Source organism: Luteimonas chenhongjianii, from assembly GCF_002327105.1.
Classification (GTDB): Bacteria; Pseudomonadota; Gammaproteobacteria; order Xanthomonadales; family Xanthomonadaceae; genus Luteimonas; species Luteimonas chenhongjianii.
The window spans coordinates 449,480-475,591 of sequence record NZ_CP023406.1 but is presented as its reverse complement, the minus strand read 5'-3'; the positions used below and the strand labels follow the sequence as shown (position 1 = coordinate 475,591).

General features: G+C 68.6%; 23 protein-coding genes. 10 read left to right on the top strand and 13 right to left on the bottom strand.

The genetic code is table 11. From position 1 onward, the window contains the following. Nucleotides 1–49: 49 nt before the first annotated feature. The 3 genes from CNR27_RS02185 to ggt all read right to left on the bottom strand — a co-directional run bounded on the left by CNR27_RS02185 (nt 50) and on the right by ggt (nt 3,957). Entirely contained in the window at nt 50–1,087 is a 1,038-nt protein-coding gene (locus tag CNR27_RS02185; protein WP_096296734.1) for a hypothetical protein, read from the bottom strand. Between the two features lie 61 nt (nt 1,088–1,148). Continuing rightward, nucleotides 1,149–2,189, bottom strand: coding sequence for a hypothetical protein (locus tag CNR27_RS02180; protein ID WP_096296733.1), 1,041 nt, complete (start codon nt 2,187–2,189; stop codon nt 1,149–1,151). A gap of 52 nt (nt 2,190–2,241) precedes the next feature. Further along, nucleotides 2,242–3,957 carry a gamma-glutamyltransferase gene (gene ggt / locus CNR27_RS02175; protein ID WP_096296732.1) on the bottom strand — a complete coding sequence of 572 codons (1,716 nt, stop codon included), beginning with the start codon at nt 3,955–3,957 and terminating at the stop codon, nt 2,242–2,244. A 293-nt stretch (nt 3,958–4,250) separates the two neighbouring features. Between ggt and CNR27_RS02170 the strand changes: the two genes are divergently transcribed. From CNR27_RS02170 to CNR27_RS02150, 5 genes are all read left to right on the top strand, one after another. Then, nucleotides 4,251–4,811 (top strand): hypothetical protein, encoded by a 561-nt coding sequence (locus tag CNR27_RS02170; protein WP_157745207.1) that lies wholly within the window; start codon nt 4,251–4,253, stop codon nt 4,809–4,811. A 52-nt stretch (nt 4,812–4,863) separates the two neighbouring features. Continuing rightward, nucleotides 4,864–5,544 (top strand): hypothetical protein, encoded by a 681-nt coding sequence (locus CNR27_RS02165; RefSeq protein ID WP_245815719.1) that lies wholly within the window; start codon nt 4,864–4,866, stop codon nt 5,542–5,544. Nucleotides 5,545–5,618: 74 nt separating this feature from the next. Beyond that, the gene (locus CNR27_RS02160; RefSeq protein ID WP_096296729.1) at nt 5,619–6,794 is read left to right on the top strand and encodes a peptidoglycan-binding protein; all 1,176 of its coding nucleotides are present in this window, start codon (nt 5,619–5,621) and stop codon (nt 6,792–6,794) included. A 253-nt stretch (nt 6,795–7,047) separates the two neighbouring features. Then, nucleotides 7,048–7,992: a Tle-like phospholipase domain-containing protein gene (locus CNR27_RS02155; protein WP_157745205.1), complete on the top strand. Its 945-nt coding sequence runs from the start codon at nt 7,048–7,050 to the stop codon at nt 7,990–7,992. A 51-nt stretch (nt 7,993–8,043) separates the two neighbouring features. Beyond that, nucleotides 8,044–8,766 carry an ankyrin repeat domain-containing protein gene (locus CNR27_RS02150; RefSeq protein WP_096296727.1) on the top strand — a complete coding sequence of 241 codons (723 nt, stop codon included), beginning with the start codon at nt 8,044–8,046 and terminating at the stop codon, nt 8,764–8,766. 405 nt (nt 8,767–9,171) lie between these two features. On the opposite strand, the gene CNR27_RS02145 is transcribed toward CNR27_RS02150, so the two are convergent. Continuing rightward, on the bottom strand, nt 9,172–9,768 hold the full coding sequence (locus CNR27_RS02145) for a tetratricopeptide repeat protein (protein ID WP_245815717.1): 597 nt from the start codon (nt 9,766–9,768) through the stop codon (nt 9,172–9,174). Nucleotides 9,769–10,028: 260 nt separating this feature from the next. Here CNR27_RS02145 and CNR27_RS02140 point away from each other — a divergent pair, with 260 nt between their 5' ends. Continuing rightward, complete coding sequence (locus tag CNR27_RS02140) at nt 10,029–13,766, top strand: indolepyruvate ferredoxin oxidoreductase family protein (RefSeq protein WP_096296725.1); 3,738 nt, start codon at nt 10,029–10,031, stop codon at nt 13,764–13,766. 78 nt (nt 13,767–13,844) lie between these two features. Here the strand turns inward: CNR27_RS02140 and CNR27_RS02135 are convergent, their stop codons facing one another. From CNR27_RS02135 to CNR27_RS02100, 8 genes are all read right to left on the bottom strand, one after another. Next, nucleotides 13,845–14,483, bottom strand: a complete 639-nt coding sequence (locus CNR27_RS02135; RefSeq protein WP_096296724.1) for a DUF938 domain-containing protein — start codon at nt 14,481–14,483, stop codon at nt 13,845–13,847. A gap of 30 nt (nt 14,484–14,513) precedes the next feature. Continuing rightward, a complete protein-coding gene (locus CNR27_RS02130; RefSeq protein WP_096296723.1) occupies nt 14,514–14,846 on the bottom strand; it encodes a DUF3253 domain-containing protein in 333 nt (110 codons plus the stop codon). Next, the gene (egtD, locus tag CNR27_RS02125) at nt 14,803–15,786 is read right to left on the bottom strand and encodes an L-histidine N(alpha)-methyltransferase (RefSeq protein WP_096296722.1); all 984 of its coding nucleotides are present in this window, start codon (nt 15,784–15,786) and stop codon (nt 14,803–14,805) included. The genes CNR27_RS02130 and egtD overlap by 44 nt, the downstream gene beginning before the upstream one ends. Then, on the bottom strand, nt 15,783–17,075 hold the full coding sequence (gene egtB / locus CNR27_RS02120; RefSeq protein WP_245815715.1) for an ergothioneine biosynthesis protein EgtB: 1,293 nt from the start codon (nt 17,073–17,075) through the stop codon (nt 15,783–15,785). Before egtB ends, egtD begins: the two co-directional genes overlap by 4 nt. A gap of 149 nt (nt 17,076–17,224) precedes the next feature. Next, the gene (locus tag CNR27_RS02115; RefSeq protein WP_157745203.1) at nt 17,225–17,563 is read right to left on the bottom strand and encodes a hypothetical protein; all 339 of its coding nucleotides are present in this window, start codon (nt 17,561–17,563) and stop codon (nt 17,225–17,227) included. A 356-nt stretch (nt 17,564–17,919) separates the two neighbouring features. Next, complete coding sequence (locus tag CNR27_RS02110) at nt 17,920–18,546, bottom strand: HAD-IB family hydrolase (RefSeq protein WP_245815713.1); 627 nt, start codon at nt 18,544–18,546, stop codon at nt 17,920–17,922. After that, the gene (locus tag CNR27_RS02105) at nt 18,543–18,938 is read right to left on the bottom strand and encodes an MAPEG family protein (protein WP_199730900.1); all 396 of its coding nucleotides are present in this window, start codon (nt 18,936–18,938) and stop codon (nt 18,543–18,545) included. The genes CNR27_RS02110 and CNR27_RS02105 overlap by 4 nt, the downstream gene beginning before the upstream one ends. Nucleotides 18,939–19,309: 371 nt before the next feature. Continuing rightward, the gene (locus tag CNR27_RS02100) at nt 19,310–21,016 is read right to left on the bottom strand and encodes a M28 family metallopeptidase (protein ID WP_096296718.1); all 1,707 of its coding nucleotides are present in this window, start codon (nt 21,014–21,016) and stop codon (nt 19,310–19,312) included. A gap of 147 nt (nt 21,017–21,163) precedes the next feature. On the opposite strand from CNR27_RS02100, the gene CNR27_RS02095 reads away from it, so the two are divergent. Both CNR27_RS02095 and CNR27_RS02090 read left to right on the top strand, forming a co-directional pair. Next, on the top strand, nt 21,164–21,976 hold the full coding sequence (locus CNR27_RS02095; RefSeq protein WP_096296717.1) for a hypothetical protein: 813 nt from the start codon (nt 21,164–21,166) through the stop codon (nt 21,974–21,976). Nucleotides 21,977–21,983: 7 nt separating this feature from the next. Continuing rightward, nucleotides 21,984–22,379, top strand: a complete 396-nt coding sequence (locus tag CNR27_RS02090; protein WP_157745201.1) for a hypothetical protein — start codon at nt 21,984–21,986, stop codon at nt 22,377–22,379. Between the two features lie 73 nt (nt 22,380–22,452). Here CNR27_RS02090 and CNR27_RS02085 read toward each other — a convergent pair whose 3' ends face one another. Continuing rightward, a complete protein-coding gene (locus CNR27_RS02085; protein ID WP_096296715.1) occupies nt 22,453–23,196 on the bottom strand; it encodes a DUF4097 family beta strand repeat-containing protein in 744 nt (247 codons plus the stop codon). 100 nt (nt 23,197–23,296) lie between these two features. Here CNR27_RS02085 and gpmI point away from each other — a divergent pair, with 100 nt between their 5' ends. Both gpmI and CNR27_RS02075 read left to right on the top strand, forming a co-directional pair. Next, nucleotides 23,297–24,847 carry a 2,3-bisphosphoglycerate-independent phosphoglycerate mutase gene (gpmI, locus tag CNR27_RS02080; RefSeq protein ID WP_096296714.1) on the top strand — a complete coding sequence of 517 codons (1,551 nt, stop codon included), beginning with the start codon at nt 23,297–23,299 and terminating at the stop codon, nt 24,845–24,847. A gap of 1 nt (nt 24,848) precedes the next feature. Beyond that, a complete protein-coding gene (locus CNR27_RS02075; protein ID WP_096296713.1) occupies nt 24,849–26,096 on the top strand; it encodes a murein hydrolase activator EnvC family protein in 1,248 nt (415 codons plus the stop codon). Nucleotides 26,097–26,112: the final 16 nt, after the last annotated feature.

Here is a 26,112-nt window from a genome sequence, read left to right as displayed (position 1 = left end):
TCGCTTGTACTGACCAGCGCATGGTGCCGCGCGAAGTGCCGGCAAACCCTCAGCGCGTTGGCTGCCAGCCCGCCGGCGGCTCGGATGGAACGCCGGCTTCCTGCAACGCGCGTGCGACGAGATCGGCTTCGGTCCGGACCGACGGATCCGCGAGCAGGCGTGCGAACTGCGCGGCGCCCTCGCGGGGCAGGGTGGCGCTCGCCCGACCCCATTGGAGCATGCGCCAGTCGAAGATCCGGCGACGTGCCTGCACGTCGGCACGCTCGGCCTGCGTGCTGGCGAGGCGTTCGAGCAGGGCGAGGCCGAGCATCCTGCCGAGCTGGGTGTCCGAGGTGTTCGCCATGAGGCTGGCGACATGGCGGCAATCGCGCGTGCGCGCGGCGTTCGCGCCCGCCGCGTCCGCGTCGCAGCCCCGCATCAGCGGCTCCAGCGCCGGAAAGGCGAGCGCCGCCCACAGCCCCATCGCGGTGATCGCCGCATGCTCGGCCGGCACGAACTCGTCCGCATCGGCGAGTGCCGCCCGCTCTCCAGGGGTCGGCGGCGTGCGCAGCAGCGCGGCCTGCATCCAGCGCACCTGTTCGAGCATGCCGAGGTCGAAGCGGGTGGCGACCCGCGCATCGGCAAGCAATGCATCGACGCTGCCGCCACGCACCAGCAGCGGCGCGAGATTCTGTGGATCGGCGCCGAGCCAGCGCTGCGCGGCGCGCAGGCGCGTTGCTTCGTCCGCGCCGTAGGCGAGCAACGCGTTGGCGAGGGCATCGTTGCCGGCGCGTGCCGCTGCATCACGTCGCCAGGCGCTGGCCTCCCCATCGGGCGCTACAGGCTGCGAGGACCCGGCGGCCGCGCCTTCCGGATCCGCATTGGCGAGGCCGCGCAGCAAAGCAGCGAACGCGAGCTCGCGCGGCTGGCCCGTCTCCGCGAGCGCAGCGGCGCTGCGCGCCGACCAGCTGCGCCAGGCAGCCTGTGCAGCCGCGTCTTCCGGCTGCTCGGCAGGTGCCTCGTCGAAGTCCGCATAGGGCGCCTGTGCCAGCGCGATTGGCGAGCAGAGTACGAGCGCACATGCGGCCGCGAGCAGGAAACGGATCATGCGATGTCTCGGGACCGGGATGCGGCCAGCATAGCGACCGCGCGCGTGGCCGCGTAGCAGGTCAGTGCGTCGGCGGCGTCCAGTCCGCGGGCGGCACCAGCGGGATGCCTGCATCGCTGAGCATGCGCGCCTGCAATTCGATCTCGGTGCGGATCGATGTGTCGTCGAGCAGGCGCATGAACTGGCGCTCGCCGTCGGGCGCGGTCGCGCGCTGCATCGCATGTGTCCGCCAGGCGACGGCGCGGGTGGCCTCCACGTCCGGTGCGTCGAGACGCAATGCGATCGCGCTCCCGATGCTGCGCATGATCAGCGTGTCCGATTCGAGCAGCTGCCCGGCAAGCGATCTGCAGGCGACCTGGAGCTCAGGCGTCGCCGACGTGCATCCTCCGGCGAGGCGGGAATAACCGGGGGCGGCGTTGGCGCTGTACAGGCCAAGCGCCAGCATTGTCGCGTAGACGCGCTCGCCCATCGGCGCGCCGCCTCCCGTGGATGCGCGCGTTCGCGCGTCGGCTGGATGCGCGGCCAATGCGTCGCGCATCCACCGGAGCGTCTGGAAGTGGACACTGTCGTAATGCCGGCGTTCGGCGGCGGCCTGCAACATGGCATCCACCGGCATATCGGTGCGCAGCAACCACGGCGCCCTGTTGTCGGGTTGTGCATCCGCCCAGCGCTGCGCTGCGTCCTGCGAGATGCCATCCATCTTGTCGGCGCCCGCGATGAGCAGCACATTCGCGATCACATCGTCACCCGCGCGCGCTGCGGCGCGCTCGCGCCAATCGCGTGCGATGCCATCGGATTGCACGCCGGTCACCGGGGTATCGATGACGTCACCGGGTTGCGGCGGGGCAGGATGCGCAGCCGCCTGATGCAGCAGTGCTGCCAGGGCCAGCTCGCGTGGACGGTCGGTCTGCGCGAGCGCACCCGCGGTGCGTCGCAGATAGGCCTGCTGGGCTGCCCGGCGGTCTGCCGCAGCGTGGGATTCCTCGACACCGGCCGACGGATGGAGCCAGCCGTCGGTCCCGCTGCTCTCCAGGTCGCCCGCATCCGTCCGTGTGCTGGCAATCGCCAGCACGACCAGTCCTGCCGCAATCCATCCGCGCATGTGCCGCTCCAACGTCCGTGTCGGGCGAGCATAGACCGGCCGGGAATGCGCGTCAGTAGCCGGCGGCCTGTCCGTCCTTGCGCGATTCGCTGGCGCCGGTCCAGCCGCCGTAGGGATTCTTCATGATCGCCTGGTAGCCGCCGTAGGGGCCGTGCGAGAAGCGCACCGAATGGCCCTTCTGCATCAGTGCGCGCACGGTCTCGTAGGGGAAGCCGGTTTCCAGGTCCACCTCGCCACCATCGGTCATCGCGGTGTTCTGTCCGGTGGGTTCGGTGGAGCCGTCGTGCTGGATCCGCGGCGCGTCACCGGCCTCCTGCAGGTTCATGCCGAAGTCGAGCATGTTGATCAGGATCTGGGCGTGGCCCTGCGGCTGCATCGCGCCGCCCATGACGCCGAAGGCCAGCCAAGGCTCGCCGTCCTTCGTCGCGAACGCGGGAATGATGGTGTGGAAGGGACGCTTGCCCGGCGCGAAGCTGTTGGGGTGGCCTTCCTGCAGCACGAACTGCTCGCCGCGATCCTGCAGGATGAAGCCCAGGCCAGGCGGCGCCATGCCGCTGCCCATGCCGCGGTAGTTGGACTGGATCAGCGACACCATCATGCCGTCGGCGTCGGCGGTGGTCAGGTAGATCGTGTCGCCCTCGTCCAGCTGCCTGGGCGTGCCCGGCTGTACTTCGCGCAGCGCGGTATCCATCGAGATCAGCGCGCCGCGCTCGCGCGCATAGTCCTTCGAAATCAGCTTCGCGACCGGGGCAGGGTGGAACTCTGGATCGGCATACCAGCGCGCGCGGTCGGCGAAGGCGAGTTTCTTGGCCTCGACGAACAGGTGCACGTGCTCGGGGCTGCCGAAGCCGTAGGACTTCAGGTCGTAGGGCTCGAGCAGGTTGAGAATCTGCAGCGCCGCGATGCCCTGTCCGCTCGGCGGCAGCTCCCACAGTTCGACGCCGCGATAGCTCGTCGATACCGGCTCCACCCAGTTGCCCGTGTGCGAAGCGAGATCCTCGTAGGCGAGGAAGCCGTCGTTGGCGGCGAAGTAGTCGCCGATCACCCGCGCGATGTCGCCCTTGTAGAACGCATCGCGGCCACCGTCGGAGATCGCCTGCAGCGTGTTCGCGAGATTCGGGTTGCGCCAGGTCTCGCCGGTGCGCGGCGCGCGGCCTTGAATCGTGAACTGCTCGGTGAAACCCGGCCACTTGCCCAGCCGCGGCACGGAGCGGTCCCAGTAGTAGGCGATCACTTCGTGCACCGGATGGCCTTCGCGCGCATAGCGGATCGTCGGCGCGAGGTTGTCGGCCATCGTGCGCCTGCCGAAGCGCCCGTGCAGCGCGAACCAGCCGTCGACCGTGCCCGGCACGGTGACCGGCAGCGGACCGTGCGAGGGAATGTCGGTCAGGCCGCGGCGCTGGAACTCGGCCAGTGTCAGCGACCTCGGCGAGCGCCCCGAGCCGTCATAGCCATACAGGCGCTTCGTCTTCGGATCCCAGATGATGGCGAACAGATCGCCGCCGATGCCGTTGCCGGTCGGCTCCATCAGCCCGAGCGCGGCGTTCGCAGCGATCGCCGCATCCACAGCGCTACCGCCCGCCTTCATCGTGTCGAGCGCGATCTGCGTCGCCAGCGGATGCGAGGTGGCGGCCATCGCATGCGGCGCGTGGACTTCACTGCGGGTGGCGAAGGGGTGACCGGTGATGCGGTCGGCGGCCGAGGCAGTCGTCGACAACGACAGGGCGAGCAGCGCGGTGGCGAGCAGGGTCGGGAGCAGGCGGGGCATCACAGTGGATCCGGACTTGCGAGACGCACACAGTAGCGTGGGGCTGCGTGCGGGGCCATGCGCTTCGAGGCACTGCGCGCCGGGTGCAGCCTCCGACCGGGTGAACAGCTCGAGTTTCCCGCAATGACCCGTCGTCACCGATTGTCGGACATCTCCGCGCGGCGATCGCCGACGGACGCATTGACCAAAATGCGGCCGCGCGCGCTCGCATCGCAAGACGCAATGGCCGATGCTCCGTCTTTCGAGAGATGCCGTTGCAGCGAGGTCGCGACAGCGACGCAGGAGGCACAAGGATGGATGCCCGAAATTCAAGTGGGAAGTGGTTCGCGGGTACAAGCAGTTCTGCGAGTCAAGGCGGGACACATGAAGACGTCGACCACGGGTCGGCTGCCTACTTCAGGCACGCACAGTGCGTGATCCCGGGCTGCCTCGCGCTCGCACTTGCAGCTTGCGCGCTCCCACCGACCTCGGCGGCGCCGCCGTCGACATCGACGTACGCGATATCGGAATGCCCGGCCGCAACCTTCGACGCCTTCATCGAACGCTTCGGCCGCGAGATCTCCTTCCAGGAACTGACCACTGCAGATCCCCTTATCGTCGAGCGCTGCGACGGCGCGGCCGAACCGGAGCCGCGTCGTGTCGTGGAGAAAGTGGCGCTGGCGGATGTGGTCTGGCCGGTGATGCCGCGTCTGGATCTGTTGAACCCAGGCGGTCGCGCCTACGACATCATCCGGATCGCAGGTGGCGGTATGGAAGTGCAGGTGCGCAGGCCCGACACCAGCGACCAGCAGCGCTACATCTTCAGGCAGTCGCCGTGCTGGCAGTTGCAGCGCGTGGTCGACGAGTCGGTTTGAACTTCCCGATGCTGGACTTGGAGCGCGTCTCTTTCTCGCAAGGATTACAGCGATGCACAAGCTGCTGCTATCTGTACTGCTCATCCCCGTCCTCTTCGTTGGATGTGGCGCCAAGAAAGGTCCGTCCGCACTTCAGACTGCGGACGACAACGTCTGGGGTGCGGATGCCCCGCAAGCATCGGCAACACAGGAAACGTCATCGGTCGCCGCAAGGTCGGCCGCGGATAATCCGGCTGCCTTTGCTCCGGTAGGCGCGACGTTGGTCGACACCGTGCACGGTGATCTGACTGGCCGGGGCGCATCCGACGCGTTGATCGTGTTCTCGCCGGCCGCGACGGGGCCGCAATCGCTAGGCGATGGTTCCGCGCGCACGGTCATCCTGCTCGTCCGAGATGCGTCGGGTCGTTTGCAGAACGCTGCGGAGAATGCGCGCATCGTTCCCTGCGAGCGCTGCGGCGGGGTTGCTGGCGATCCTTATGCCTACGCCCGGATCGCGGCGGGTACTGTGACCCTGGCGGTGGCCGGCGGTTCTCGAGAGCGGTGGTTCCACGATTACGTGTTTCGGTATGCGCCGGAACGGGCGACTTGGCAGCTCGACCAGGTTATCCGCGGCGTCACGGACACGCAGACGGGACAACAGAAGCAGGCAGTGTTGACCGCCGCGGATTTCGGCGATATCGGATTCGCAGACTTTGACCCTGCGACGCTTCCCGCCGCACCTGTCTTCGATTGACGAGGAAGTCCACGCAAGCCAGAAGTTGACGGAGCGGACGCTTCGTCGGAGGCACCAGCAGAAGGAACTGCACGATGAACATGGAGCGGGAAGCCCAGCTCTTGCGCGATGCCTACGCGGCCGGCATCACCCAACCTAGGGAACTGGCGAACTTCATGGCGCAGGTCGGACACGAGTCTGGCGGTCTACGGCAACTCGAAGAGAGCTTCCGTTACACGCGAAGTGCCGAGCAGGTCAGCGGAAAAGTCAGGTCGGCGTTACGCGAGGGACGGGAACCACTTGAAGCTGCGCGCCTCGATGCATTGGCAGGACGCCCGGAGCGCCTTGCCGAGCTGATGTACGGCGGACGTATGGGTAACGATGATCCGGGCGACGGCTATCGTTATAGAGGGCGTGGCTACATACAGCTGACGGGCAAGAACCAATATGCCGACGCCGGCGAGGCGCTGGGTCTGGACCTCGTCAGGCAGCCTGATCTCGCTGCACAGCCCGACCATGCCTCGCGCATCGCGACGTGGTATTGGCAACAGAACGTGCCACGAGAGGTCCGCAATGACGCGCGCGGTGCCGGGGCTGCGATCAACGGTCGTGATCCACCCAACGGTCTCACTGATCGCGCACATCGCTTCGAGCTGTGGGTGCGTGAGCTGACGCCGGAGCGCATCCAGGCCCTTTCGACAGAAAGGTCAGGCGACAGATCGCCTAATGGGGGGGCGCCAGTGACCCCGGACGCTTTCTGGAGTCAGACTCAGACTGCGAGGCGGGGAGCTGCTGATGTATCGATAGCAGGCGGATTGCTGCGTCAGGGCGATCGGGGACCTGAAGTTCGCGCTGTCCAGCAAGCACTTGCCGCACTTGGGTCGACCGATGCCGGCAACGCGTCGCTGCAGGCGGATGGACTCTTCGGGCCCCGTACTGCAGATGCAGTGCGCACGTTGCAGCAGAAGCATGGTCTGCCGGCCGACGGCGTCGTAGGCCCGGACACCCGTGAGCTGATTGCTCGCGTAACGCGGACAAGGCCCCTGATCGAATCGAGCGAACAAGCCACTGCGCCGCCAGGAACCGCACTCGATGAGCTCCTCACCGCCGCACGGGCTGGCAATCCTGCGGCACTCAAATCGGCACTAGCCGATTTCTCCCAGACTGCAATTGGCCGGAGCTTCCACTCAGCGCATGCGGCCCACGCCATCGAAGCGGTGCAGGGCGCGACACTGGCCGCGCCCCAACCGACAGAGTACGACCCACGCTAGGCCTGTCTGCAATATCTCTCCATCGAACTGACGCTTCTCATAGACACGCGGCTTTCGCGCGAGGGACCAGCTGTCTGTATCCCCACGCAGGATGCTTCGACCGAAAGAACAAGCATCTCGGATCACTGACGAATCGCGCCGCAGATCGCTCGAGCAATATGAATACGCAGCTGTTGCAGGCTCGGGTTCGCCCCAGCTGTCGATCCGCGCGCGCGCCGCCTACCGTCGATGTACCGGTGTGGCGGAGCGGATCATGAGCTTCAACGTGCAGTCGTCGAGTGTCTCGCATTCGAATCTCCAGGCGTTCTCGCCATCCGAGGCGTTGCGAGCGCTGCCGGCGGGCGGAGCCGCCCCCGCGCCGACCGGCAGCTACCGGCTTGAGCCGGGTTATCACCCGCAGCTCGGCGCCTTGTTTGCCGCGGGCGGAAACGCGGCGAACGCCACATCCTTCGATGCCCAGGTCCGCGGCCAGGACGCAAAATCCATCGACCTCGAGCTGATGCAGATTTCGGCGGCGGTCTACGATCCCGCCGTGCAGCAGGTGGGGAACTGGACCCGCGTCGGCGATGGCGACCTCATGGCTGCAGGTATCGATCCGGCGCTGCTGGGCAACCCGGAGACGGGCTTCCGCGCCGGCATCTATACCGACGGTGACGGCAACCATGTCCTCGCGTTCGCCGGCTCGAACGAGCTCAAGGACTGGACCGGTGCCAACTTCCGCCAGGGCGTGGGTTGGGATTCCGAGCAGTACGACGAAGCCGTCCAGATCGCGCAGCTGGCGTCCGCCGCCTACGGCGAGGATCTTGCGATCACGGGCCATTCGCTCGGCGGCGGACTCGCCGCAACTGCTGCGATGGCCGTCGATGGGGCGGCCGTGACCTTCAATGCGTCCGGTGTGCACGACCGCACGGTCGCCGCACTCGGGTTCGATCCCGAGGCCGCCAAGGCCGATGCCGCCGCAGGTCAGATCCGGCGCTACAACGTCGAGGGCGAGGCATTGACCAAGGCCCAGCAGGACATCTGGGGGATCAACAACATTCCCGATGCGCCCGGGCACGAGATCGTGCTGGACGATCCGGCGCCGCTGACGGGGTTCGACCGCTTCAACCCGGTGTCGATCGTTTCGCACAGCATCGCCAAGCACATGCAGGACGCGGTGCTCGATGCCCTGGCGCAGCAGCAACCCTGGACGCATTGATCGGTGAGGTGCGCCGACGGAAGCCCGGCGCCGCTGTGTGAGAATGCCGGCATGCGCGCCGCGGTCCTGAGCCTGTTGCTGATGCTGTCCGGCGCCGCCTGCAGTGGAGACGCCATGGACGCTCGTGCCGCTTTTTCAGATGCCAGTGCCGCTGCATTGGCCCAGGCCGTGGGCGCCGACGATGCGGTGGCAGTGCGTGCGCAGATCCATGCCGGCGCCGATCCCAACGCGCGCGGCGACGAGGGGGTGAATCTGCTGCAGCTCGCCATGCTGGCGCAGGCCAAGGATGCGCTGCGCGCACTGCTCCAGGCAGGGGCAGATCCCAACGCGCCGGGACTGGGCGGCGCGACCGCGATGCACGGCGCGGCAATCGCCGACGATCCGGAATTCCTGGAGATCCTGCTCGCCAATCGCGGCGATCCCGACGCGCGCCACGGCATCACCGGCGCCACGCCACTGGCCGGCGCGACAGGGCCGCGCACCGATGCGCAGTTCCGCAGGTTGCTCGCTGCCGGCGCCGATCCCGGCGCTCCCGATCGAACCGGGAACACGCCCCTGCACAAGGCCGCGATGATCAACGCCGGCGATCACGTGCTGGCCCTGCTCGAAGCGGGCGCCGATCCTTTGGCGAAGAACAGCCAGGATGCGAGCTTCCAGCGCTATTTCTTCAAGACGCCGCCGAACCGCCTCAATGACGCCGCGAGAGGTCAGCGGCAAGCGGTGGTCGCCTGGCTGCGCACGCGCCAGGTCCCGCTCGAGGCCGGCGCGGAGTGATATGAGGCGCGACTTGCGCCGCCGAGCCGCTCGGCGCGTAGTTGCCTCGCGTCTCGCGCCCCCCGTCTTTCGCTGACAGCAGCTCGGCCCGTCCAGGCGGCGCCGGCTCGGCGGCGCAGCGACACACCTGCCCGGCGCCCCGACGACCCGGATCTCGCAGGCCACCCATGTCCGCGCGTATGCCCGGCACTCGCACGACCGGTGCCCGCGCGCTGCGACCGCCGTCATCCAGGGCCCGCGGACTGTGCGCCGTTGTCATGAGCAGCCAGGCCCTCAAAGGATCGGGCGTGGCGCAGCTGGCGATGCCATCCGCCGTGGCGGTTCGTGGGATCCGCCGCGGCGCGGACATGGCGATGCGCACGGCAATGGCGGACGCTGGTTATGGAAGCGTCCGCCCGCGAAGCCTCAGGGCCAGGCCGGCGGCGCGGCCCGCCATGCGGCGAACACTTCAGCGAGCGTGCGGCGCTCGGCCTCAGTCCAGTCGGGCAACAACGCCGGATAACTTGCCGGATCGTTCCACTGGGTCGGCTCGGTCCGCACCGCGGCCGCGTACCACTGCACCGCCTCGTCGCGGCGACCGTTCGACCACAGGGCCATTGCCAGCGTCGGCGGCGCCCACGAGGGCCGCACCAGGCGCCCGTCGAGGGCCTGGCGCCACTGGTCGAGGGCCTCGGCATGGTGCCCCAGGCGATACAGGTCCCAGGCAAAGTGCCAGTGCAGGGCGCTGCGCAGCGGCGAGCGATTCGAGGTCGCGTCGAAGGCCTGCGCATACATCGCGCGGCCGGTCTCTTCACGGCCGGAGCGCATGAGGGCCCGCGCAAGTTGCGCCCGCGCCTGTTCGGCGTTGCGTCCGTTGCGGTCGACGAGCTGCATCAGCTTCGCGTGGGTCTGGTCGTCGTCCCCTTCAATCGCCACGAGTGGCGTGACGGTTCGCGTGTCCGCATCAAAGTAGAACTCGGCCGGTGTCGGCAGCGTCTGAGCCCCTGCCGTGGTTGCCAGCAACAGTGCCAGCGCGCATGCGCCGTTCCGCAGATATCCCATCGCAATATTCCCCTGTACGTCTTAGAAGTGACGGCCCCGCCCGATTGTAGCCAGCGCGGCGTCGCAGGTCCCGGGGCCACGTTCACGCGCGGCGCCAGGCGGCTGGGGGCCCCGCTGGTACAATTCCGCGGTTTTCCCCGGGGCCTCCCCATTCCCGCATGCCGCCCGGCACTGTCCGCCGCGGCCCGCCAGCGCCGTGCGCGCAAGCCAGAGTTTCCGTCATGACCAGCACCGCCGAACTGTCCTCGCCCGCCTCGGCCCATACGGGTCTGACCAACGGTGTGCTCGACACCGACTACAGCCTCGAGCACAAGTACACCCGCACGGAAGGGCGCATCTACCTGTCGGGCGTGCAGGCGCTGGTGCGGCTGCCGTTGATGCAGAGGCTGCGCGATGCGGCCGCGGGCCTCAACACCGGCGGCTTCATCTCGGGCTACCGGGGCTCGCCGCTGGGCGGCTTCGATCTCGAACTCTGGCGCGCGAAGAAGTATCTGGCCGAGGCCAACGTCAAGTTCCAGCCGGGCCTCAACGAGGACCTCGGCGCGACGATGGTCTGGGGCACGCAGCAGACCAACCTGTTTCCCGGCGCCAACGTCGATGGCGTCTATGCGATGTGGTACGGCAAGGGTCCGGGTGTGGATCGCTGCGGCGACGTGTTCAAGCACGGCAATGCGGCCGGCACCGGCCGGCACGGCGGCGTGCTGGCGCTGGCGGCCGACGACCACGCCTGTCGCAGCTCGACCCTGCCGCATGGCAGCGAGGGCGAGTTCACCAGCGCGATGATGCCGATCCTCAATCCGGCCGGCGTCCAGGACATCCTCGACATGGGTCTGGTCGGCTGGGCGATGTCGCGCTACACCGGCCGCTGGGTCGGCTTCAAGACGATTGCCGAGACAGTCGAATCCTCGATGTCGGTCGACGTGAATCCGTTCGCGCTGGAGATCGTCACCCCGGACGATTTCGAGATGCCGTCGGGCGGCCTCAACATCCGCTGGCCGGATCCGCCGATGGACCAGGAGATGCGCCTGCACCGCTATGCGGTCAAGGCCGCCCAGGCCTTTGCGCGCGCGAACCGGATCGACCGCCTGGTGCTCGACACGCCGGACGCACGTTTCGGCATCGTCACCACCGGCAAGAGCTATCTCGACGTGCTCACCGCGCTCGAATACCTCGGCCTGGACGAGGCGGCGTGCCGCGCGCTCGGCATCCGCGTCTACAAGGTCGGCATGACCTGGCCGCTCGAGCCGGTCGGCATCCGCAGCTTCGCGCGTGGCCTGCAGGACATCCTGGTCGTCGAGGAGAAGCACGGCTTCATCGAAGGCCAGATGAAGGAGCTGTTCTACAACTTCGAGGGCATCAATCCTGACAACAGCCGTCCGAGCATCGTCGGCAAGTACGACGAGAGCGGCGCCTGGATCCTGCCGAGCACCGGTGAGCTCACGCCGGCGACGATCGCCGGCGTCATCGCGCGGCGCATCCTGCGCTATCTGCCCAGCGAGGGCAGCGAGCGGCAGAAGATGCACGACGTGCTGCAGTGGATGGAGGCCAAGGAGGGCGAGCTGGCGCTGCCGCGGGCGCAGTTCCCGCGCGTGCCGCACTACTGCTCCGGCTGCCCGCACAACACCTCGACCAAGGTGCCCGAAGGCTCGCGCGCTCTGGCCGGCATCGGCTGCCACTACATGGTCACGTGGATGGACCGCGACACCGACACCTTCACCCAGATGGGCGGCGAAGGCGTCACCTGGTGCGGGCAGGCGGGATTCACCGATACGCCGCACGTGTTCCAGAACCTCGGCGACGGCACCTACTTCCACAGCGGCTCGCTGGCGATCCGCCAGTCGGTCGCCGCCGGCGTCAACATCACCTACAAGATCCTCTACAACGACGCGGTCGCGATGACCGGTGGCCAGCCGGTGGACGGCACGCTGACCGTGCCGCAGATCGCCCACCAGGTGCGCAGCGAGGGCGTCGAGGTCATCGCGCTCGTCAGCGACGACATCGGCAAGTGGTCCAAGCCCGAGATCTTTCCCTCCGGCGTCGAGTTCCATGACCGCCGCGACCTCGACGCGGTGCAGAAGCGCCTGCGCGAGGTGAAGGGCACCAGCGTGCTGATCTTCGACCAGACCTGCGCCACCGAAAAGCGCCGCCGCCGAAAGCGCGGCAAGATCGCCGATCCGCAGAAGCGCGTGGTGGTCAATTCGCTGGTCTGCGAAGGCTGCGGCGATTGCGGCAAGAAGTCGTTCTGCGTCTCGGTGCTGCCCAAGGAAACCGAATTCGGTCGCAAGCGCCAGATCGACCAGAGCAACTGCAACAAGGACTACTCCTGCGTCGAGGGCTTCTGTCCGAGTTTCGTCACCGTCCATGGCGGCGCGCCGCGCAAGGGCGGCAAGCCGGATAAGAGCCGGGTGTCGGCGGCCGAGAAGCTGGCCAACCTGCCGATGCCGACATTCGCCAGCGATCTGTCGCAGCCCTGGAACATCCTGATCACCGGCGTCGGCGGCACCGGCGTGGTGACGATCGGCGCGCTGCTCGGCATGGCCGGGCATCTGGAAGGGCGCGGCTCGAGCGTGCTCGACCAGACCGGCCTCGCCCAGAAGGGCGGCGCAGTGACCACCCACATCCGCTTCGCGAAGACGCCTGCCGACATCCACGCGGTGCGCATCGCCGCCGGTGAGGCGGATCTCGTGCTCGGCTGCGACATGGTCGTCGTCAACGACTACTGGACGCTGTCGAAGATCCGCGGCGACCGCACCCAGGTCGTGCTCAACACCTACGAGGCGATGCCGGGCACGTTCACCACGCGCCCGGACATGCAGTTCCCGGCCGCCGACATCGTCGCTGCGATCGGGCATGCCCTCGGCGGCAGGGCGCCGCTGCAGATCGACGCCACCCAGATCGCGACCGCACTAATGGGCGATGCGATCGCGGCCAACCTCTTCATCCTCGGCTTCGCCTGGCAGCGCGGCCTGGTGCCGATCTCGCTGGACGCGATCATGCGCGCGGTCGAACTCAACGGCGCCGCGGTCGAGATGAACAAGACCGCGTTCGCCTGGGGCCGCCTGGCCGTGGTCGACATCGACGCGGTCAACGCCGCCGCAGGTCTGGTGCGCAATGCCCCGACCGCGGCCGAACGCACCGTCCACGAGCTGCCGGTGCTGCCGCCTGGCGAATGGGAAACCAGCGAATGGGGCGCGACCTCCGCGCCGCGCGTGACCCGCAACGAGTCCGACCTGCGCCATGTGCCCGAGCACGGCGGCAACGACAACGTCGCCTTCCTGCCGCTCGACGATGCGCGCCTGTCGCGTTCGCTCGACGAACTGGTTGCGCGCCGCAGCGCGTTCCTCACCGATTACCAGGACGCCGCCTACGCGAAGCGCTACACCGATTTCGTGCAGCGCGTGCGTGATGCCGAGCATGCCCGCGCGCCCGGCTCGAGCGCACTGTCGGAAGCCGCCGCGCGTTACCTGTTCAAACTGATGGCCTACAAGGACGAGTACGAGGTCGCGCGGCTCTATACCAGCGGTGATTTCAAGCGAAAGCTCGAGCAGCAGTTCGAGGGCGACTACACCGTGCGCTTCCATCTCGCGCCGCCGCTGCTGGCGAAGAAGAACGACAAGGGCGAGCTGGTCAAGCGCGAATACGGCCCGTGGATGTTCAAGGCCTTCGGCGTGCTGGCGAAGCTGCGCTTCCTGCGTGGCGGCGCGTTCGACATCTTCGGCTATACGCAGGAGCGGAAGATGGAGCGGCGGCTGATCAGCGAGTACGAAGCGACCGTCGGCGGTCTGCTCGACGCACTCGACGGCGGCAACGTCGATCTGGCTGCGGAGATCGCCAGTGTGCCGGAACACATCCGCGGCTACGGACACGTCAAGGAGGCGCACCTGGCGTCTGCCAAGGCGCGCGAGGCCGAACTGCTGGCCGAGTGGAAGAATCCGCTGCGGATCGTGCAGGCCGCCTGAGGCACGCGCCTTACTAACCGTGCGACGCCCGCTGGTCGGGCGTCGTCACCCGCGACGACGCGGGAACTCGTCGCAGCTTCAGCGCATCGGTTGCCGCCGCCACACCAGGCAGCGGTTGTGCGACGGCATCGCGATGTCGTCGCGCAGGTGCAGGCCGATCTTCGCGGCGAGGGCGTCGACCGCTTCGAGGTCGCGGATCCCCGAGTCGGGGTCGCGGGCCTTGAGCCAGCCGTCGAAGTCGCGGTTGCTGTCGCTGGTGTAGGTACCGCCGACGTTGAACGGCCCGTAGACCACCAGCGTCGCATCGGCCGCGAGCGCGGTATCGAGACCGGCAAAGCAGGCTTCGACCGCGGGCCAGGACATGATGTGCAGGGTGTTGGCGGTGAACGCCGCGTCGAATGCGGCGAGCCCGGCCGGCGGGCGCGGCCAGGGCCCGGTGGCGACGTCGAGCACAACGGGCGCGGGCGTGTTCGCAAGCCCCGCCGCGTCCAGCCATCGGGTGATGCCCGCCAGCTGCTGTGCGCGATCGCTGCACTGCCACTGCAGCCAGGGCATCGCTTCGGCGAAATGCACCGCGTGCTGGCCGGTGCCGCTGCCGATCTCCAGCACCGCGTGCCGGTCGCGGAAGTACGTCTGCAGGACCTCGAGGATCGGTGCCCGGTTGCGTTCGCACGAAGGGGCGAACGGGCGGTCGTGCGGGGCGTCTGAAGGCGGCATGTGCGACACGATACGCCACGCCTGCCGGGGTCATCGCCCCGCGCCGCCCGTGTCTGCCCGCGGCCCGCGCCGCAGCCGGATCGGGCCGCTCAATGGGGCCGCAGGATCGAGGGCGGCCTCACCCCGGGTGATCACGATTTCTCCTGCCTGCGCGAGCGCGCGCGCGACCCGGCGCACCTCGGGCATCGCATCGCGCCAGTTGGCGTCGGCAGGCGGGCGGCGGGCGACCTCCGACGGGCAGATCGATGCGGCGGGTCCGCGCGCGGCCAGCAGGGCGCGGATCACCGCGGCGATGGTCGCATCGCCGACGGCCGGGATCTCAGCGCGGTCGCAGCAGACGCAGGCCGAAGCGGTCTTGCGCATCGTTCCAGCCGTCGATGACCTCCAGCCCCGCCTGCACGGTCAACGCCGCGAACGAGGCATCGGTGTACTTCTGGCTGATCTCGACCTCGATCGCCTCGCCTTGCGCGAAGTCGAAGCGCCGCTCGCCGATCCGCACCGACTGCGCGCGTGTGCTGACCAGCGCGGTCTCGATGCGCATGCGCTCGCGCGAATAGGCCGCGCGATGACCGAAGCCGTCGAGATCGAAGTCGCTGCCGATCTCCCGGTTGAGCCGCGCCAGCAGGTTCAGGGTAAAGGCGGCGGTGACCCCGGCGCGGTCGTTGTAGGCCGCGTCCAGCACCGCGGCATCCTTGTCCAGATCGATACCGATCAGGGCGCGGCCGTTCTCGCCCATGGTCCCGCGCATCGAAGCCAGCAGGCGCACGGCATCGCCTTCGAAGAAGTTTCCCAGTGTCGAGCCCGGGAAGAACACCAGGGTGCGCTGCACGTGCCGCGAGGCGGGGGGCAGCGGGACGGGCCCGGTGAAGTCGGCGCAGACCGGCAGCATTTCGACCTCCGGGAACTGCTGGCCAAGTCGGGTCACGCTGTCCATCAGTGCGGTGCGCGAGATCTCGATCGGCGTGTAGGCGACCGGCGCCTCCAGGCCTTCGAGCAACAGTTCGGTCTTGCGCCCACTGCCGCTGCCGAACTCGACCACATGCGCGCCGCTGCCGACTGCCGCGGCGACCGACGGCATGCGCGATTCCATCAGCGCCAGCTCCACCTGGGTGAGGTAGTACTCCGGCTGCCGCGTGATCGCCTCGAACAGGCGCGAGCCTTCAGCATCGTAGAAATACTTCGACGGCAACGACTTGGGCGTGCGTGACAGCCCGTTGATGGCATCGGCGGCGATGTCGTCGGGTTGCGGACGCAGATCGGTCAGGGCGGCCTGCGCGCGGGCGCGCGCGATGGCGGCATTCATGCGGAATCCTTGGCCAGGCGCAGGCCGGCGAACTGCCAGCGCGCGTCGGACGGGAAAAAGTTGCGGTAGCTGGCGCGCATGTGGTCGGCGGACGTCGCGCAGCTGCCGCCGCGCAGCACCCACTGGGCATCCATGAACTTGCCGTTGTATTCGCCGAGCGTGCCGGGCCATGGGCGATAGCCGGGGTAGGCGGTGTACGCACTCGATGTCCATTCCCACACGTCGCCGAACATCTGCTGCAGGCCGGTCGATGCGCATGGTGCAGCGTGGGGATGCAGATGATCGCTGTCGACGAAGTTGCCGGCGACCGGAAGCGCCTGCGCCGCCTGTTCCCACTCGAACTCGGTGGGCAGGCGCGCACCGGCCCAGCGGGCGAACGCCTCGGCTTCGTAGTAGCTCAGGTGGCAGGCCGGTGCCTCCGGGTCGAGCTCACGCCAGCCGGCGAGCGTGAACTCCGCATCCATCCCGGCGTTCCAGTACAGCGGCCGCGACCAGCCGCGAGCCCGTACCGTGTCCCAGCCCGCACTGAGCCAGACGGCGGCCGTGCGGTAACCCCCGTCGGCGATGAAGGCGCGGAAGTCCGCGTTGCTCACCGGGCGGCTGGCCAGCGCATGCGCCGGCACCAGCGCGCGATGACGGGGCGATTCGTTGTCGCTGGCGAATCCGCAAGCACCGGGCCACGGGGCGTGTCCGATCTGCGCGATGGACTCCGACCGCGCGATCCAGCGCAGGCCGGCGGCCTCGCCGCGCGTCACCGGCAGATCGTCGCGATAGGCAGGATGCAGCGGATTGCTGAAGAACGCGTGCTTGATGTCGGTCAGCAGCAGCTCCTGGTGCTGCTGTTCGTGCTGCAGGCCGAGTTCGACGATATCGAGCAGGTGCGCAGCCATCGTGCCCCGCCGGAGTTGCTCGCGCACCCGCGTTTCGACCGTATCGCGATATGCGGCGACCTGCGACAGCGTAGGCCGTGACAGCAGCCCGCGCTTGGGACGTGCATGCATCGGCCCGACGCCCTGGTAGTAGCTGTTGAACAGGTAGTCCCAGGCCGGATCGAAGGCGTGATGTTCCGGCATTTCGGCCAGCACGAAGCGCTCGAAGAACCATGTGGTGTGCGCGAGGTGCCATTTGGTCGGACTGGCGTCCTCCATGCTCTGGACCATCGCGTCTTCGGCACTGATCGGCGCGGCGAGCGTGGCGGTACGGGCACGCACCGCATCGAAGCGCCGCGCAAGATCGTGTTGCCGTGCATCGAGTGCCACACGTGCGTCGGCGGGAGCAGGTTCGCGCATGGCCATCGCCCAAGCTTAAAAGCCTGGTGTGATGGCATTGTCGAGTGCAGCGGCAGTTCCGCCGCGACAGGCAATGTCCAGATTTGCGATCGGATCGGCGTTCCTGAGCACCGGATAACGAAAAATGCACGTATCTCACGACACAGGGGCTACATGTCCACCGCCATGCTGGGGCCGAGATCAGACGAGGAGATTCCGATGCGGCATATTCTTTTTCCGATGGCAGCCGCGATCAGCCTCGCGCTTGCCGCCTGCAACGACAACCGGCCTGCCGACACACCGGCAACCACCCCGGCGGCGCCCACAACCGATTCCGCGCCCGCTCCGGCCCACCCCGCGAACGAGCCGGTGACGCCGCCTCCGAGCACCAATCCGACAAGCCCGACGCCGGTCGATCCGAGCATGCCGCCGCCCACCAACCCGAGCATGCCGCCGCCGACCGATCCGACGATGGATCCGATGCCGCAGCCGCCGACCGATCCGACCACCGACCCAGCGTCAACGCCGACCACCGCCGGCAGTGCCGCAAGCGATACCTGAATCCACTGATCCGCAGAAAGACACGCGTGCCCATGTGACCGGTGACGTCCCGAACGCCAGCCCCTTGAGGGCGTTCGGTCGCTCTCTCTCTCTCCAGAGCCGGTCCATTTGCCGCCCGCCCCTCCCCCGGGGGGCGGGCGGCTTTTTATGGGCCCTCCATTTTATGGGCCCTCCATTGCCGTTGGTCTTGGGCAGCTGGCGATCATGTTTGTGCTGTTCGTCTACAACCGGCGGCATCTGGTGCCGCGCAGGAATCAGCAGTCGGGCACCCGGCGGGCGCTGCATCGATGCAGCCGGCGGATCCTCATCCGCGCCCGATCCATGGCGCGCCGCGATAGGTCGCGTACCGGGCCAGTGCAAGCAGCGCCAGATCCTCGTGCGTGTCGCCATGGGCGTGGATTTCGCGATACCGGGCTACGTCGTAGCGCGCGCGGACGCGTCGGGCCTTCTCCGCGGCCACGCACTGCGCGCCTGCGTAGCGGCCGGTGAGCACGCCACCGCGCGATTCCAGCGACGAGCACATCAGTTCGATCCCCTGCGCGGCGCACCAGGGCGCCAGATAGACGTCGAACCCGCCCGACACCACGACCACGGTATCGCCGGCCGCGCGATGCGCATCGATGGCGGCCTGCATGTCCGGCCGCACCAGCCCTGGCAGGACCTCATGCGCGAACCGGCATCCGGCCAGCTCGATGTCCGCGCGCGGCAGGCCACGGAATGCGTAGCGGATCAGCCAGGCGCGAAACAGGTGCACCGGCAGCAGCTTCAGCCGGTACGCCAGCAGCGGCACCGCGAACAGGAGCGCGCCCCAGGCGCGACGCCGGGCAGGCGTGGCGAGGCGCAGGAAGTCGGGCAGGGTCTCGCGTGTCGTAATGGTGCCGTCGAAATCGAACAGCGCCAGCACCGGGCGCGGGTCGGTAGCGCCGCTCAAGCGATCGACCGCGCCGCCTGGGCCAGCAGCGCGATGACGCAGGCCAGTGCGCCAAACCATGCCAGGCTGCGCAGCGGCGCGAGATCGGCCACATAGGCCACGCCGTGCACCACGCGCAGCGCCACGAACACCAGCGCCAGCGCCGCGATATGCGCGTGCGCCACGCCCGCCAGTTGCGCCAGCACCACGCCGGCCGCGAACGGCGCGAAGGCCTCGAGGGCGTTGGAGTGGGCGTTGTAGGCGCGTTTCACCCGGGGGGCCTGCTGCTGGGCGATCCAGCCACGGGGATCGCGGTTGTCGTAGCGCGGCGCCGATGCCTTGGCGAGCGCGACCCACAGGTAAGGCAGCAGTGCGGCAGTCAGCACGCACCAGTAGGCGGTGGACAGGGTCATCGGGTGGTCTCGTGTCGGATGGAGGCTGGTGCCTTATCGCACGAAGATGCGAGCGGCGTCCCCGGGGCAGGCGCGCCCGGCGCGCTGCCGATCCGCGCGCCGCTCCGGCCGGAGCGGGCCAATGCGCGGGACACGGCATCCGCGTTCTCCGGAGCGCAGTGGCGACGACGGGAACCTCCGGCAGCGGCGCGCCCACAGTCCGCTCGAACTCGCCACGCGGAAGAAGCGCGGGTCGGGCGGATGCTGGCGACGCGGCGGAACCGACGGCGCTTCGGCGAGGCCCGCATACGGAGAGCGCGTCGCTGACCCAAGAAAAAAGGCGGCGACATTGCTGTCGCCGCCTTCTTCGATGAGCGAATCCTACGGGCCGGTCAGGGAGCGCCCGCTTCGCTGCGCATCTGGTCGCGCGCGGCCTTGAACGGATTGCCCTCGTACCAGGTCGGCCACTGGTCACCATCGGCCAGGGTGCGGCCTACGCCGTAGAGCGCCTCGAGATCCTGCACCACGCCGTCGAGGTTCCACTCCGGGTTGTACTCGTCGCCGGGCTGGTGATAACGCTTGGCGTAATCGTCGGTCGCGGCCTTGCCACCGGCGGTGCCGCCGTCGACGAGGTCGTTGCCGCCCTTGGCATACAGCGCCGGCACGCCGGCCTTGGCGAAGTTGAAGTGGTCGGAGCGGAAGTAGAAGCCACCGGCCGTGTTGCCTTCCGGCACCAGGGTGCGGTTCTGCTGGTCGGCAAAGGTCTTGAGGATGTCCTCGAGTTCCGAGTTGCCCTGGCCGGTCACGACGAAGTCCCGCGACGGCCCGGCAACGCTCATGGCGTCGAGGTTGATCACGGCCACGGTCTGGGCGAGATCGATCGTCGGCTGCGCCACGTAGTACTTGCTGCCGAGCAGGCCCGATTCCTCGAGCGTGACCGCAACGAAGACCACCGAGCGCTTGGGCTTGGGATCGGTGGTCGCGAACTGCTCGGCGATCTCGATGATGCCGGCCACGCCGGTGGCGTTGTCGATCGCGCCGTTGTAGATCGTGTCGCCGTCCGCGCCTTCGCCCTCGTGCTTGCCCAGGTGATCCCAGTGCGCCAGGTACAGGACCGCCTGCTCCGGCGCCTCGGTGCCCGGCAGGATGCCGATCACGTTGCGCGAGCTCTTCTCGGCGATCGTGCTCTTGAGGTCGAAACCGACCGTCGCCTTGAGCGGCACCGGCTTGAAGCCGCGGGTGTTGGCGGCCTTGATCTGCGCGTCGAGATCCAGCCCGGCATCGGCGAACAGCTGCTTCGCCACGTCGCCGGTGATCCAGCCCTGCGCCGGCAGGCGCGGTTCGGGATCGTCCTCGGTGCGCAGGTCGAACTGCGGGCCCGACCAGGAGTTCTTCACCACATCCCACCCGTAGGAGGCGCCCGGGGTGTCGTGGATGATCAATGCGGCCACCGCGCCCTTGCGCGCGGCTTCCTCGAACTTGTACGTCCAGCGACCGTAGTAGGTCATCTTCTCGCCGTCGAACAGCGTCGCGTCGTTGGCGTGGAAGCCCGGATCATTGACCAGCATGACGACCGTCTTGCCCTTGACGTCGAGGCCGTCGTAGTCGTTCCAGTTCTGCTCCGGCGCATCGACGCCGTAGCCCACGAACACCAGTTCGCTGTCGGCGACGTTGACGTCGGTGCGGCCGCTGCGCGTGGCGATCACCATGTCCTCGCCGAACTTCAGCTCCCGGGCGCCGGCGCTGGTGTTCAGGCGCAGCACGGTCGAGGGATCGGCCGAGGTCTCGACCATCGGCACCGTCTGGTACCAGCTGTTGTTGTCGCCGCCCGGCTGCAGGCCGATGCGCTCGAACTGGGCCTTGATGTACTCGACCGTCTTGTCTTCGCCGGCGGTACCGGGCGCGCGACCTTCGAACTCGTCGGAGGCAAGCATGCGCACCATCTCGCCGAAGTCCTCGCCGTTGATCGCGGGGGAGAACGTGTGTTCGGCCGGGGCGTCGGCAGCGGGCGTGGCTGCCGTCTGCGCGGCATCCCGGTCACCGCAACCGGCCAACGCCAGCGCGGCCGGCAATGCCAGCAGAAGAAGGGGTTTGCGCATCCTGGAACCTCCGAAAATCGTGGAGGCCGCACTATACGTGCGTTCAGCCAGAGGCGCCCCCGCACCTCGGTGCGCCCCAGCTTGGCCGCAGTGCGGGTCGGGCGCAGCGTCCCGGTAGACACGCGCATCCGCGATCGAGGCTCCGCCATGCTGGACGCCATCGCATCCCGCAACCCCGAACTGCGCGCCTGGTCGGCAGCTTCGCTGTTGCGGGCCGGAGCGTTCCAGGCGCTGCCCTGCGCCAGTGACCGGACATCGGTGTCGGAAGGCGTCCGCCGCATGCTGGGGGCAATCGCGGGCGCCACAGCAACAGGCTCCGCCGAACGCGAACTGGTGGCCTCGGAGGACAGCGTCACCGCCGGCGGCGTGCGCGACGCGTACGACCTGCAGCTGTACCGGGAGCCCGACGGCAGCTTCGCGCTCGAACTCGACATGAAGATCGAGTTCGACTTCACCGAAGGCCCGGATGGGCAACGATGGACCGCCGCGGAAAGGCAGCAGTTCATCGACGACTACACGGCGGCGGTCGAGGCCGCCTGGCACGGCCATACGTTCACCGACGACAACGGCGAGCAGATCACGCTGGACATCAAACTCGATGTGGGCGAGCGCCCAGGCGGCTTCTTCGGCGGCGTACGCGACGTGCTCGACACCAGCGAGAACTGGAGCATCGAGGTCGTCAAGATCGACGCCGGCGGCTTCAGCCAGAGTTACGTCGTTCCCGGCCAGAACACCGGTCGCTTCGACAGCGAGGACGTCAATCCGGTGAGCAAGGGCGCCAGCGATCCGCAGGTCGGTGCAGCCCACGAGTTCGGCCACATGATCGGCCTGCCCGACGAATACAATGGCAAGGGTGGTCCCGAGGCGCAGAACGACACCGACAGCATCATGCACACCGGCATGGACGTGCGTGACCGGCATATGGATCTCGTGGAAGCGTGGGTCAACCGGAACAACTGACGCGATCATGCCGGCCGATCTCCAGCGCAGCATCTTCCGGAGGGCACTCGCGGGCTGCCTGCTGGCGGCAGGTCTGCTGTCGAGCGCATGTGGCAGCGGACGTAGCGGAGACGAGATGACGCACGATGCAGCAGCCGACACCGCATGGGCCCGGGTCACCACGGCGACGACGGCTGCGCAGCAGCGGCAGGAAATCGACGCGTTCCTCGCCATCCAGCAGCAGGGCGGAGCGCCGCCGGTGATGGTCGATGTGACGAAACGCGACGAGGGCGCACCCGCCCCGATCGACGATGCCCTGTGGCAGAACCCGCAGGACTACGAGGTCAGCCTGCGGTACGGCGAACGGCGCTACCGCTTCGTGCCGCTGTCGCGTTCCAGTCTGGAGCCGCTGTTCCGCGAGTAGCGGTCCGCATGCGGCGACCGGTATCGGGTGCGGCGAAGACTTCCGTCCTTCCGGTCACCCGCCGAGATGCGTCCTACTCCTGCGGCGCGCGCGCGCTGTCGTAGGGCACCGCGGTGGCGCCACTGATCGCGCCGGTCCTGGCGCTGGTGTGCACGTACAGCGTGACTTCGCGCTTGAACTCCAGCGGCCCGTCGACGATCGCGTCGGGCCCGATGATCACGCGCGGGCTGCGGCGGCTGATCGTCACCGGGAACCAGTTCGAGGAGGGCTTGTCCACCACGACCCGGCCACGCACGTGCGAGCCGGCGCCGACGGTGATGTCGCCGTTGACCGTTTTGATGTCGCCGGTGATCTCGGTGCCGACCACGCCGATGGCGCCGTTGACCGTCGAGACGTTGCCGTCCACGCGGCCGCCGCGGTCGACGAATACGCCGCCGCTGACGCTCTCGATATTGCCGCCGATCTTCGCATCGGTGCCGACACGGACGCCGCCGTTGACGCTCTCCAGCGAGCGGGCCTGGGCGCGGGCGCCCAGCTCGATCGCACCGTTGACGGTCTCGACCTGGCCGAGCGTGACGTCGTCGCCGGCGCGGACGCCCCCGTTGACCGTGTCCACGTCACGCGCCGTGGCGCCGTCGCCGATCCGGATGCCACCGTTGACCGTGCTGAGGTCGCGATAGGTCTGTCCCGCCTCGGCTTCCACCGCGCCGTTGACCTTGGAGATGTCCGACTGCGCGAACGCGGCACCGGTCGCCAGCGCGAGTGCGGCCGCGAGCAGCAGGGGGGCGCAGCGACCGCGGACTTGGAAACGGGACATGTGGATCTCCTGGGTGAAAGGGCAGGCGGTGGCCTGTCGACGGTAGCTTGCCCCTGCTTCGCTACAATCGCATCTGTCTTTGGTCACTGGGTCGAACGTCGTGCCTCATGCCGCTAGCGCTTCCCGTCCCCGCCCGGTCGTCCTGCTGATCCTCGATGGCTGGGGGCACCGCGACGATCCGCGCGACAACGCGCTGGCCCTCGCCGACATTCCCAACTGGCGGCGTCTGCTCGCCCAGCACCCGAGCACGCTGATCCATACCGAAGGCCGTCATGTCGGCCTGCCCGATGGGCAGATGGGCAACTCCGAAGTCGGCCACATGAACATCGGCGCTGGCCGCATCGTCTACCAGGACCTGACCCGCATCGATGCGGCCATCGAGGACGGCAGCTTCTTCGACAACGCCGAGCTGCTGGCCGCCTGCGATGCGGTGCGCGCCAATGGCGGCACCCTGCATGTGATGGGCCTGCTGTCGCCCGGCGGCGTGCACAGCCACGAGGCGCACCTGCTGGCGATGCTCGATCTGGCCGCGCGGCGTGGCGTTGCGCGCGTTGCCGTCCATGCCTTCACCGACGGGCGCGACATGCCGCCACGGTCGGCCGAACCGAGCCTGCGCGCGCTGCAGGCGCGCTGCGCCACGCTCGGCAACGCCCACGTCGCCAGCGTGTCCGGGCGCTACTACGCCATGGACCGCGACCAGCGCTGGGAGCGCGTGCGCAAGGCCTGGGATGCGATCGTCGAGGCCGAGTCCCCGTATCACGCGCCCGATGCGGTTGCTGCATTGCAGGCGGCGTATGCGCGTGACGAGAACGACGAATTCGTGATGCCCACCGTCATCGATGGTGCAACGCCGATGGCTGACGGTGACGCCGTGGTCTTCATGAACTTCCGCGCCGACCGCGCGCGACAGCTCACCGCGGCATTCGTCGATCCCGCGTTCACCGGCTTCCAGGCCCGCCGCCCGCAACTCGCGCGGTTCGTCTGCCTGACCGAATACGACGCGCGCCTGCCGGCGCCGCTCGCATTCCAGCCCGACAACCTGACCAACACGCTCGGCGAAGTGCTCGGTGCGAATGGCCTGACCCAGCTGCGCATCGCCGAAACCGAGAAGTACGCGCACGTGACGTTCTTCTTCAGCGGCGGCCGCGAGACTCCGTATCCGGGCGAGGAGCGCATCCTGGTGCCGAGTCCGAAGGTCGCCACCTACGATCTGCAGCCGGAAATGAGCGCGCCGGAAGTCTGCGAGCGGCTCGTGCAGGCGGTGCGCGACGAACGCTTCGACGTGGTGATCTGCAACTTCGCCAATCCGGACATGGTCGGCCACAGCGGGATACTGGAAGCGGCGATCAAGGCCGTCGAGACCGTCGACCGCGCGGTGGGCGAGATCGTCGAGGTCGTGCGCGAGCGCGGCGGCGAGCTGCTGATCACCGCCGACCACGGCAATGTCGAGATGATGCGCGACCCGGAAACCGGCGAGCCGCATACCTCGCATACGGTGGGTCCGGTGGATCTGATCTATGTGGGCAGCCGCGACGTGCCGTTGCGCCGCGGTGGCGCCCTGCGCGATCTCGCGCCGACGATCCTCGATCTGCTGGGCGTTGCACCGCCAGCCGAGATGACCGGCCGCAGCCTGCTGCAGGCCGCTGGCTGACATGCCCCGCGGCCGCGCGCTGCTGCTGGTCGCGCTGCTGGTCGCGGCGCTGCCCGTGTTCGAGGCATCGGCGCAGAGCAGTCGCGAGACCGAGCGCCGGCTCGAGCGCGTGCGCAAGGAACTGCGCGATGTCGCTGCCGAGCGACGCCGGCTTGAAGGCCAGCGCGGCAAGGCCGCGCGGGACCTGCGCGCGGCCGACGAACAGGTCGATGTGTCCACGCGCGCGCTGCGCGAGACGCGGGTCAGGCTCGCCGAGGAACAGATCGCGCTGGAAAAGCTCCAGGCGCGCCGGGTGGAACTCGAATCCACCGTGGAGACCCGCCGCCAGGAACTCGCCTCGCTGCTGCGCGCGGCCTACACGGTCGGCGACGAAGCCGCGCTCAAGCTGATGCTCGCCCAGGACCGCGTGGCCGACGCCGGCCGTCTGCTGACCTACCACCGCTACCTGCAGCAGCAGCGCAGCACGCGCATCGGCGAACTGCGCGCCGAAATGCAGGAGCTCGACGGCATCGAAGCCGCGATCCAGGAGCGTCGCGCGGCACTGGAGGCGACGCAGGCCGAGCAACGCGCGCAGCTGGAGAAGGTCGAGCGCGATCGCATCGCACGTGCCGAGGCGGTCAAGGGCATCGAATCGCGCTTCAACGACCGCAGCGCGCGCGAGAAGGCGCTGGGTCGCGATGCGCGCTCACTCGAGCGCGTGCTTACCCAGCTGCGCGAAGCCGCACGCCGCGCGGAGGCCGAACGTCGCGCCGCCGCAGCCGCCGCGCGCGAACGTGAAGCGCGCGAAACCCGCGAGGCCGCAGCCGCGGGCCGTCCCCGCCCGCCGCCGCGTCCGCCCACCCAGGTCGCGCGCAATGCCGCGCCCCAGGTCGGCGGGCTGGGCTGGCCGATCAGCGGCAGCCTGCTCACCCCCTACGGCGGCAAGCTGCCCGACGGCCGCAGCAGCACCGGCATCCTGATCGGTGCCCCGGCGGGCACGCCGGTCAAGGCGGTCGCCGACGGCACCGTGGTCTTCGCCGAGTGGATGACCGGCTACGGCATGCTGCTGATCGTCGACCACGGCAACGGCTACATGAGCCTCTACGCGCACAATGACGGCCTGCTCAAGAGCGTCGGCAATACGGTGCGCCGCGGCGACACCCTGGCCAGCGTCGGCAATTCCGGCGGGCAGGGCCGCAGCGGGCTGTACTTCGAACTCCGCCAGAACGGGACGCCGGTCAATCCGGCGACCTGGTTGCAGCGGCGCTGACGCTCCGCTGAGGCCA